The organism is Modestobacter muralis (assembly GCF_010682105.1).
In the GTDB taxonomy this organism is placed as follows: Bacteria; Actinomycetota; Actinomycetes; order Mycobacteriales; family Geodermatophilaceae; genus Modestobacter; species Modestobacter muralis.
Genome location: NZ_JAAGWH010000028.1, coordinates 1 through 9,479, shown reverse-complemented (window position 1 = coordinate 9,479; position 9,479 = coordinate 1). Strand labels below are relative to the sequence as shown.

Here is a 9,479-nt window from a genome sequence, read left to right as displayed (position 1 = left end):
ACGGCGACCGCCCGGCAGGAGGGGTGCACCCGCATCCACTCGATGCCGATCGAGCCCGCACCGGCACCGACGTCCCAGAGCAGCTGCCCGGGCAGCGGGACCAGCCGGGACAGCGTCACCGCACGGACGTCGCGCTTGGTCAGCTGCCCGTCGTTGCGGTAGGCGTCGTCGGGCAGCCCGGGCGCGGTGGACAGCGGCACGGTCCCGGGGTCGGCGACCGCCTCGACGGCGGTGATCGTCAGCGGGTCGGTCTCCGCGTGCGGCCAGTCCGCCGCCGTCCCGGTGGACCGCTGCTCCGTCGGGCCGCCGAGCTGGGACAGCGCGGTGAGCCGGCTGGCGCCGTACCCCCAGCCGGTGAGCCGGCGGGCGACCTCCGCGGGGGTGCTGCCGTCGGCCCCGAGCACGAGCAGCCGGCGTCCCGGGGACACCTGCGCGGCCAGCAGCTCGACCGGCTTCCAGACCACCGAGACGACGGTGGTCTCCTCGACCGACCAGCCCATCCGCGAGCAGGCCCAGGTCACCGACGAGGGGTGCGGGACGACGTCGACGGCGGCGGCGCCGAACCAGCGCACCAGGGTCGTGCCGATCCCCGAGTACATCGGGTCACCGCTGGCCAGGACGACGACGCGGCGGCCGGGGTGGGCGTCGGGCAGCTCGCGCACCGCCAGCGCCATCGGTGAGGGCCACGGCACCCGCTCGGCGGGGACCCCGTCGGGCACCAGGGACAGCTGACGGCTGCTGCCGCGCAGCACCTGTGCCGCCTCGACCGCCCGCCGGGCCGCCGGGGACAGCCCGTCCCAACCGTCGGCGCCGATGCCGACGACGGTGACCGTCCACCCCTCGGGCGCGCTCATGCCCCGGTCCGGATGCGCGGACGGGCCTCGGCCCTCACGCGGGCAGCTCGCCCTCGGGGCCGGCGGCCTCGGCCAGCAGCAGTTCGCGCTGCTCGGCGGGCAGCAGGTCGACGTAGACGGTGCCGTCGAGGTGGTCGACCTCGTGCTGCAGGCAGCGGGCCGCCATGCCGGTCGCCTCGATCGACACCGGGTCACCGTGCACGTCGACGCCGTCCACTCGGGCGCGGAAGGCCCGCTCCAGCTCGGCGTAGGGCCCGGGCACCGACAGGCAGCCCTCGTCGGTGACCTCGACCGCGGGCTCACCGTCGGCCGGCTCGAGCACGGTGAGCACCGGGTTCACCACGACCCCGACGACGTCCTCCCCGTCGGCGTCCGGGCAGTCGATGACGAAGACGCGGGCGTCGACACCGATCTGGTTGGCCGCCAGCCCCACGCCGTCGGCGGCGGCCATGCTGGCGAACATGTCCAGCACCAGGTGCCGCAGCTCCTTGTCGAAGGCGGTCACCGGCGCGCAGGGGTGGTGCAGCACGGGGTTGCTGCCGTAGGTGACGATCGGGCGGGCGACACCGTCGTAACGGCCGGGCAGGCGCATGACCGCTGATCCTAGGGTCGCGGCGCTGCCCTACCGTGGCCGCCGATGTCCCTCACCGCCGCTCGAGCCCTGCCCCCCACCGGGGGCAGCCCTCGACGTCGCGCCGGGAGGGCTGCCCGATGAGCCGCGCGACCGCCGCCGGGCTGGCCCTCGGCGCCGCCGCCGACCTGCTGTTCGCCGACCCCCGGCGTGGCCACCCGGTCGCCGGGTTCGGGCAGGCCGCCGCCGCCCTGGAGCGGCGGATGTGGCGGGACTCCCGCGCCGCCGGCGTCGCGTACGCCGGCCTCTGCGTCGGAACGGCGGTCGGGACGGGGACGGCGGCGTCCCGGCTGACCGCGCACCACCCGGCAGCCCGGACGGCGGCGACCGCCCTGGCCACCTGGGCGGTGCTCGGCGGCACCTCGCTGGGCCGGGCCGCGGACACGATGGAACGGCACCTGGCCGCCGGTGACCTGCCCGCCGCCCGGGCGCACCTGTCGACCCTGGCCGGCCGCGACCCCAGCGGGCTGGGCGAGCCGGAGCTGGTCCGGGCCACCGTGGAGTCGGTCGCGGAGAACACCTCCGACGCCGCGGTCGCCCCGCTGTTCTGGGGCGCCGTCGCCGGCCTGCCCGGGCTGCTGGGCTACCGGGCGGCCAACACCCTCGACGCGATGGTGGGGTACCGGTCGCCGCGGTACGCCCGCTTCGGCTGGGCCGCCGCCCGGTTCGACGACGTCGTCAACTGGGCGCCCGCCCGCCTCACCGCCGTCCTCACCGTGCTCACCGCGCCACTGGCCGGCGGGTCGCCGTCGGGCGCGTGGCGGGTGTGGCGGCGGGACGGCGCCGCCCACCCCAGCCCGAACGCCGGCCGGTGCGAGGCCTCGCTGGCCGGCGCGCTCGACCTGCGGCTGGGCGGGCGCAACGTCTACGGCACCCGGGTCGAGGAACGACCCGTGCTCGGCGACGGCCGGCCGCCGGTGCGCGCCGACGTCGCCCGGGCCGTCCGGCTGTCCCGGGCGGTCTGGGTCGCGGCGGCGGTGCTGGCGGCGACCGGCCGACTCCGCCGCTGACCCGACTCGCATCCCTGGACGGTCGGTGATCGCGCGCACACGGAGCGACAGGCCGTGCGCGCCCGACGTGCCCGCTCCCGACTCACGTGCGTACGCCCGGATCCGGCGGTAACTTGCTGGGGACTGGAGCGGTCGACCCCGAGGGGCCGATGGGTCGTCATGGTCGAGCGCACGGCTCGGCGGCCCCACCCGAGACGAAGGTGCGTCAGCAGAGATCGGTCGAACTCGATGTCCACCACCGCGGCACTGCCCCTCCACGCCGAACCGGGCTCCCGCCGGGTCCACCGGGCGGCCTCCCCCCAGACCGCCGCCACCCGGGTGGCCGGTCGCTTCCGCGGCGACCTGACCACCGGGACGTGGTGGTGGTCGCCGGAGCTGCACGACCTGCTCCGGGTCCCCGCCGGCACGGTGCAGCCCACCGTCCAGCTGCTGCTGTCCCACGTGCACGCCGACGACCGTCCCGCCCTGCAGGAGGCGCTGGCCGTCGCGGGCACCTCCGGCGCGCCCTTCGCCCGCGAGCACCGCGTCCGGCGCGGCGACGGCGCCGACCGCACGCTGCTGGTCGTCTGCGAGCCGGAGCTCGACCCGGCCGGCGCGGTCCTGGCGCTGGCCGGCCTGGCCGTCGACGTCACCGACGGGCGTCCGGCGGGCAGCGACGACGTCGTGCGCCACCTGCAGACCGAGGTGGAGCAGCTCCGCAGCGCGATGGCCAGCCGAGCGGCCATCGAGCAGGCCAAGGGGGTCCTCATGGTGCTGATGAGCTGCGGCGACCAGGTGGCCTTCGATCTGCTGGCGCACATCTCCAGCCACACCCACCGCAAGGTGCGCGACGTCGCCGTCCTGATCATCGACTCGGCCAGCGGACGCAACCCGCTGCCCGACGACGTCCGCGCGATCCTGCACGACGCCTCGCCGCCGCCCCACCCGGCCTGACCCCGCTCCCCCGCCCGTCCCGGTCCCGCGCGCGTCGGGCAGGATCGTCCGAACCCCGCACCGGTGCGGGAGCGGGACGGGACGGGAGACGACGGCGCGGTGTTCTACCTGCTGGTGCGTTTCGTGTTGCGGCCGCTGGTCTTCGTGGTCTTCCGGCCCACGGTGGTCGGCCGCGAGAACGTGCCGCTCACCGGCCCGGTCATCCTCGCCAGCAACCACCTGTCCTTCATCGACAGCATCGGCATCCCGCTGGTCGCGCCGCGCCGGGTCGCCTACCTGGCCAAGGCCGAGTACTGGCGGGGTACGGGTTTCAGCGGCTGGGTGTCCCGCACGCTGTTCACCGCGCTGGGCGCACTCCCGGTCGAACGGCAGGACCACCGCGCCGCCCAGGCCGCCCTCGACACCGCGATGGGCCTGCTCCGGTCCGGCGGTGCGTTCGGCATCTACCCCGAGGGCACCCGCTCCCGCGACGGCCGGCTGGCCCGCGGCAAGACCGGCGTCGCCTGGCTGGCGCTCACCGCCGACTGCCCGGTCGTGCCGGTCGCCGTCATCGGCACCGACCGGGTCCAGCCGATCGGCGCCCGCTGGCCGCGCCCGCACAAGGTGTCGGTGACCTTCGGCGAGCCGCTGACCTTCCCCGAGCACCGCGGCCAGGCCAGCAGCAACCGGGCCCGGCGCGAGGTCACCGACCGGGTGATGGAGTCGATCGCCGCCCTGTCCGGGCAGGAGAGGGCAGGCTGGGGCGCCAAGCCCGACGCGGCGTGACCGCGCCGGGACCACTGGTCGCCGAGGCGATCCCCATGTACACGACCGCCGGGGCGCCTCGATGAGCGGCGCGCTGCTCGTCGCCGGCACCACCTCCGACGCCGGGAAGTCGGTCGTCACCGCCGGCATCTGCCGCTGGCTGGCCCGCGAGGGTGTGCGGGTCGCGCCGTTCAAGGCGCAGAACATGAGCAACAACTCCATGGTCACCGCCGACGGCGCCGAGATCGGCCGCGCCCAGGTGATGCAGGCCGCCGCCGCCCGGGTCGAGCCGGAGGCCGCGATGAACCCGGTGCTGCTCAAGCCCGGCGGGGACAACGCCAGCCAGGTCGTCGTCCTGGGCAAGGCGGTCGCCGACGTCACGGCGCTGAGCTACCGGCCGATGAAGGCCGCGCTGCTGGAGCAGGCGCTGGCCTGCCTGGCCGACCTGCGCTCCCGGTTCGACGTCGTGGTCTGCGAGGGCGCCGGCTCCCCCACCGAGATCAACCTGCGCGCCGACGACATCGCCAACATGGGCCTGGCCACCGCCGCGCACCTGCCCGTGGTCGTGGTCGGCGACATCGACCGCGGCGGGGTCTTCGCCGCCCTCTACGGCACGGTCGCGCTGATGCCGCCGGGCGACCAGGCGCTGGTGGCCGGGTTCCTGGTCAACAAGTTCCGCGGCGACGTGCGCCTGCTCGCCCCGGGCCTGGACCAGCTGGCCGCGCTCACCGGCCGGCCGACCCTCGGCGTGCTCCCCTGGCAGACCGGCCTGCACCTCGACGTCGAGGACTCCCTCGGGGTCGGCGTCGCCGAGCCGGCCGGGCCCCCGCACGGGGAGGACGTGCTGCGGGTGTCGGTCGTCCGGCTGCCGCGGCTGTCCAACTTCACCGACCTCGACGCGCTGGCCGTCGAGCCGGGCGTGCTGGTGCGCTACGCCACCCGCCCGGAGGAGCTCGCCGACGCCGACCTGGTGGTGCTGCCCGGCACCCGGTCCACGGTCGCCGACCTGCGGTGGCTGCGGGAGACCGGCCTGGCCGACGCCGTGGCCCGCCAGGCCGCCGAGGGCCGCGCGGTGCTGGGCATCTGCGGCGGCCACCAGATGCTCGCCCGCACGATCACCGACGACGTGGAGTCCCGGGCCGGCGCCGTCCCGGGGCTGGGGCTGCTGCCCACCGACGTCCGGTTCGCCCCGGACAAGACCCTGGGACGCCCGCTCGGGGCGGCGCTGGGCCACCCGGTGCGCGGGTACGAGATCCACCACGGCGTGGTGACCGTCGACGGTTCCGCGGAACCGTTCCTGGACGGCGCCCGGGCCGGCGCGGTCTTCGGGACGACGTGGCACGGCGCGCTGGAGAACGACGGGTTCCGCCGGGCCTTCCTCGCCGAGGTCGCCGGGATCGCCGGCCGCCGCTTCACCGCCGCCCCCGACACCGACTTCGCCGCGGTCCGCGAGGCCGGGCTGGACGCCCTGGGCGACCTGGTCGTCGAGCACGCCGACACCGACGCCCTGTGGCGACTGGTCGAGGAGGGCCCGCCGGCCGGGCTGCCGGTGATCGGCCCGCACTGACGTCTGCGATCCGGTGGTCCCCGACGCCACGGGAACGCAGCTGTCAGCCCTGCAGCAGCGCCCGCACGTGCTCCGGCCACGGGATCGGCAGCCCGTCGGCCACCGCCACGTACGTCGTCCGCACCACGCAGCAGACGCGCTCCCCCACCCGCACGGTGAGCGCCACGGTGAAGCTGGAGCTGCCCATCCGGTCGAGCTCGGCGTCGACGGTGACCGTGTCACCCCAGCGGGCCGAGGAGCGCCACTCCAGCGTGGCGGCCTTGATCCGCTGGTCCAGACCCGTGTGGGCGAAGGGCAGCCCGAGCGCGGTCCACCACGCCTCCACCGCCTCGTGGGCCCAGGTCAGGTAGTGGCCGTTGAAGACCACCCCGCCCTGGTCGCACTCGGCGAAACGGACGGGGGCACTCCAGACCTCACGCACGGAGGGGCACGCTACCGTCGCGGGGTGGACGACTCGACGGTGCTCGCCTCCTACCGCCCGCCCTCGCAACTGGTGCAGGACAAGGAGATCGACCGCATCGACGCCCACTGCGCGGCGTTCATCGGCCTGTCCCCCTTCGCGATGCTCTCCACGGCCAGTCCCGACGGGTGGCCGGAGATCTCCCCGCGCGGCGGCGGGCGGGGCTTCGTGCACGTGCTGGACGAGCACCGGCTCGCCATGCCCGACCGCACCGGCAACAACCGGCTCGACAGCCTGCGCAACCTGGCGGGCAACCCGCGTGTGGCGCTGCAGTTCTTCGTACCCGGCTTCGAGGAGACGCTGAAGGTCTTCGGGACGACGACGCTCGTCGAGCCCGACGCCCTGGAGGTCGACCTGACCGAGTTCGGCAAGCCGCCGCGCTCGGTGCTGGTCGTGCAGGTGACCAGCGCGTACTTCCACTGCGCCAAGGCGGTCATGCGGGCGGGCCTGTGGGACGCCGACGCGCAGGTCGACCGCGCGACGTTCGCCCCGTTCGGCCAGGTCCTGCGCGACCACTGCGCGCTGGAGACCCCGCTGCCCGACGACGCGACCATCCGCGCCGACCTCGCCCAGGAGCTGTGAGGCCCCCTCTCAGGGTCCCGCTCCGGGCGGAGCGAGGGGGCTCCTAGGAGCTGGCCTGCTGCTCGCGTTCGGCCTTGCGCTCGGCGACCGCGCGCTGGGCGAGGACCCGCCTGCGCTCGTCGCGGCGACGCCGGTCCGGAGCCCGGTACCGGGCGTCCTCCACCAGCTGGAACGCCGCGAGCGCGCTCGCGCGGACCGCTGGCTGCGCCAGCGCCGTCACCGGCACGTGGACCGGGACGACTGGCTGCACTGTGGTCATCGTTCGACCCTCTCCCCCGAAGCGCCGCCGTGATGGGGGCCGTCGGCAGGAGTGTGGCCCGCCACGCTCCCGCTCAACCGCGGGTGTGACCAGGTCCTCTCGTACCGAGACCGTCCACGGCGAGGATCACACGCGTGTGGTTCCGCAGGTCATCGACTCGCGAGAGGCTGCGGCGCGGCGGCGGCGTGTCGATGGCGGCACGCCGCCGTCCTCGGGTGGGCTATACCGTGACGGCCGTGGCGGGCAGCAACTGGAGAGCACAGCTGGGACGACTGGCCGTGGCCGTCGTCCGCGAGGGCGTACGGACCCTGAGCCGCGGCGGGGGGCACAGCGACGGCGGGCGCAGCGACGGGGGGCGCAGCGACGGGCCGGCTCCCTCGAGGGCCCCGCTCCCGGCGCCCGGTCCCATCGCCGCCCGGCCCGGCCCGGTCACCGACCACGCCGGCCCGGTGCGGCTGGAGTACGCCCCCGCCGACGACGGCGCACCCGACCCCGGGGAGATCGTCTGGGCGTGGGTCCCGTTCGAGGAGAACGACGGCCGCGGCAAGGACCGGCCGGTGCTGGTGATCGGCCGGGACGGCGGCGCGCTGCTCGGGCTGATGCTCAGCAGCCAGGACCACGACCGCGACGCCGCCGACGAGGCGCGGCACGGCCGCCACTGGGTGGACATCGGCACCGGCTCCTGGGACAGGCAGGGTCGGCCCAGCGAGGCGCGGGTGGACCGGGTGCTGCGGATCGAGCCCGGCGACGTCCGCCGCGAGGGGGCGACCCTCAGCCGCGCCCGCTTCGACGAGGTGGCCGCCGAGGTGCGCCGCCACCGCTGACGAGGGACCCCGTGGCCCCGTCCCGGGCTCGCGAGGAGTGAGGAGGACGGGGTCCTCCGACTCGCCGGCGGTGGGGACGTCCCTCAGCCGCCGTGCCGGGTGCGCAGGTGGTAGACCCCGGCCGAGTCGTTCAGCGGCTGCAGGTCGTAGCGGTGCACGACCTTGGGGCCGTCGTGCAGGTGCACGTGGGTGACCGTCGGCAGCGGGTCACCGTGCCGGGCGGCGCGGACCTCGACCCGACCGTCCAGCGGTCCGCCCACGAAGAGGAGCACGGAGTCGGTCGCGTCCGTGGTGCTCACGGCGTCCTCGGACAGCGGTACCTCCTCGATCGGCTGGTCGCGCACCCGGACCAGGGTAGGCGCGGACCCGCCGATCCGGGAGTACCGCTCAGCTCCGTCGTGGACGCAGCAGCCGGGCGAGCAGCGGGGCGGAGAAGAGCATGACGAACAGCCGCAGCACCTGGACGGCGAGCACGAAGGTCGCGTCGGCGCCGCTGCCCCGGGCGGTGGCCAGCACCGCGTACAGCCCGCCGGGGGTGGTGGCGAGGTAGCCGTCGAGCGGGCTCACCCCCGTCGTCCGGGCCAGCACCGCCCCGAGCCCGGCGCAGGCGACGACGGCCCCGACGATGAGCGCCAGCGCCAGCGGCAGCGCGCGGCCGACCAGCCGCAGGCTCGCCCGGGTGAAGCCCAGCCCCACCTGCAGGCCGATCGCCAGGAACCCGGCGGCCTCCAGCGGCCCGGGCAGCGTCGCGCCCCGGGAGGCCCCGGTCAGGTCGAGGACGGCGGCGACCGCCATCGGGCCGAGCAGCGCCCCCACCGGCAGTCGGCCGACCCGGCCGAGCGCCACCCCGACCACCACGCAGACGACGGTGAACAGCAGCCCGGCCGGCCAGCCGGGACCGTCCTCGGCCGGCGCCGGCCCGCGGCCGCCGGACGCGCCGTAGACGGTGGTCGCCGCGATCGGCATCGCCACGACGATGAGCAGCACCCGCAGGTACTGCAGGACGGCGACCACCTGCTCGTCGGCGCCCAGGTCGCGGGCCATCGCGGTGATGCCCGAGGCCCCGCCGGCGATCATCGAGAACGCCCCGGTGACCGGGCTGATCCCGCGCTGCAGGCGCATGAGCTGGCCGGCGACCAGGCTGACCAGCAGCGTCGCGACGGTGACCAGCAGGACCGGCAGCCAGTTCGCACCGATCGTGCGCAGCGTGTCGGTCTCGATCAGCGCACCGATCGAGACCCCGATGACCGCCTGCGCCGCGGTGCCCGCCTGCGTCGGCAGCGCCAGCCGGCTGTGGCCCAGCAGCGCCCGGGCCAGGCCGGCGACCAGGCCGCCGAACAGCGCAGCCGACGGCACCCCGAGCAGGTCCAGCAGCAGTCCGGCCCCGACCCCGACGGTGACCACCAGCGCCCAGTCCAGCAGCCGCCGTCGCCGTCCGTCGTCCATCGCCGACCACTCTGCCGCACGTGGCGGGTCGTCCTTCAGAGCCCTTCGGTGATCCGGCGGAGCTCGGCGACGTGGGCGGCGAAGGCGGCCCGGCCGGCCTTGGTCAGCGACAGCGAGGTGCGCTGCCGGGAGGCGATCGTCGCCTTGCCGACCTTGACGTAGCCGGCCT

Annotated in this window: 13 protein-coding genes; 6 read left to right on the top strand and 7 right to left on the bottom strand. The window is 75.9% G+C overall.

Features of this window, described 5'->3' with window-relative positions; translation table 11 throughout:
* Both cbiE and def read right to left on the bottom strand, forming a co-directional pair.
* Positions 1-854, bottom strand: an 854-nt coding sequence (gene cbiE / locus GCU67_RS10655; RefSeq protein WP_163611201.1) for a precorrin-6y C5,15-methyltransferase (decarboxylating) subunit CbiE, incomplete at its 3' end; no start/stop codon positions are given.
* Positions 855-888: 34 nt separating this feature from the next.
* Entirely contained in the window at positions 889-1,446 is a 558-nt protein-coding gene (gene def / locus GCU67_RS10650; RefSeq protein ID WP_163611200.1) for a peptide deformylase, read from the bottom strand.
* A gap of 119 nt (positions 1,447-1,565) precedes the next feature.
* On the opposite strand from def, the gene GCU67_RS10645 reads away from it, so the two are divergent.
* From GCU67_RS10645 to GCU67_RS10630, 4 genes are all read left to right on the top strand, one after another.
* Positions 1,566-2,495 (top strand): cobalamin biosynthesis protein, encoded by a 930-nt coding sequence (locus GCU67_RS10645; protein WP_163611199.1) that lies wholly within the window; start codon positions 1,566-1,568, stop codon positions 2,493-2,495.
* A 228-nt stretch (positions 2,496-2,723) separates the two neighbouring features.
* Entirely contained in the window at positions 2,724-3,428 is a 705-nt protein-coding gene (locus GCU67_RS10640) for a PAS and ANTAR domain-containing protein (RefSeq protein ID WP_163611198.1), read from the top strand.
* 63 nt (positions 3,429-3,491) lie between these two features.
* Positions 3,492-4,193 carry a lysophospholipid acyltransferase family protein gene (locus tag GCU67_RS10635; protein ID WP_338104923.1) on the top strand — a complete coding sequence of 234 codons (702 nt, stop codon included), beginning with the start codon at positions 3,492-3,494 and terminating at the stop codon, positions 4,191-4,193.
* Positions 4,194-4,254: 61 nt separating this feature from the next.
* The gene (locus GCU67_RS10630) at positions 4,255-5,739 is read left to right on the top strand and encodes a cobyric acid synthase (RefSeq protein ID WP_163611197.1); all 1,485 of its coding nucleotides are present in this window, start codon (positions 4,255-4,257) and stop codon (positions 5,737-5,739) included.
* A 43-nt stretch (positions 5,740-5,782) separates the two neighbouring features.
* Here the strand turns inward: GCU67_RS10630 and GCU67_RS10625 are convergent, their stop codons facing one another.
* Positions 5,783-6,160 (bottom strand): thioesterase family protein, encoded by a 378-nt coding sequence (locus GCU67_RS10625; protein ID WP_163611196.1) that lies wholly within the window; start codon positions 6,158-6,160, stop codon positions 5,783-5,785.
* Positions 6,161-6,184: 24 nt separating this feature from the next.
* Between GCU67_RS10625 and GCU67_RS10620 the strand changes: the two genes are divergently transcribed.
* Positions 6,185-6,781, top strand: a complete 597-nt coding sequence (locus GCU67_RS10620; RefSeq protein WP_163611195.1) for an MSMEG_1061 family FMN-dependent PPOX-type flavoprotein — start codon at positions 6,185-6,187, stop codon at positions 6,779-6,781.
* Positions 6,782-6,824: 43 nt separating this feature from the next.
* Here the strand turns inward: GCU67_RS10620 and GCU67_RS10615 are convergent, their stop codons facing one another.
* Positions 6,825-7,040 (bottom strand): hypothetical protein, encoded by a 216-nt coding sequence (locus GCU67_RS10615; RefSeq protein ID WP_163611194.1) that lies wholly within the window; start codon positions 7,038-7,040, stop codon positions 6,825-6,827.
* A gap of 236 nt (positions 7,041-7,276) precedes the next feature.
* Here GCU67_RS10615 and GCU67_RS10610 point away from each other — a divergent pair, with 236 nt between their 5' ends.
* Positions 7,277-7,864: a type II toxin-antitoxin system PemK/MazF family toxin gene (locus GCU67_RS10610; RefSeq protein WP_338104922.1), complete on the top strand. Its 588-nt coding sequence runs from the start codon at positions 7,277-7,279 to the stop codon at positions 7,862-7,864.
* Positions 7,865-7,947: 83 nt separating this feature from the next.
* Here the strand turns inward: GCU67_RS10610 and GCU67_RS10605 are convergent, their stop codons facing one another.
* From GCU67_RS10605 to GCU67_RS22430, 3 genes are all read right to left on the bottom strand, one after another.
* Positions 7,948-8,208 carry a hypothetical protein gene (locus GCU67_RS10605; protein WP_338104921.1) on the bottom strand — a complete coding sequence of 87 codons (261 nt, stop codon included), beginning with the start codon at positions 8,206-8,208 and terminating at the stop codon, positions 7,948-7,950.
* 43 nt (positions 8,209-8,251) lie between these two features.
* Entirely contained in the window at positions 8,252-9,310 is a 1,059-nt protein-coding gene (locus GCU67_RS10600) for an AbrB family transcriptional regulator (protein WP_163611192.1), read from the bottom strand.
* 35 nt (positions 9,311-9,345) lie between these two features.
* Positions 9,346-9,479 (bottom strand): transcriptional regulator (locus GCU67_RS22430; protein WP_211661158.1); only part of this gene is annotated, 134 nt, incomplete at its 5' end.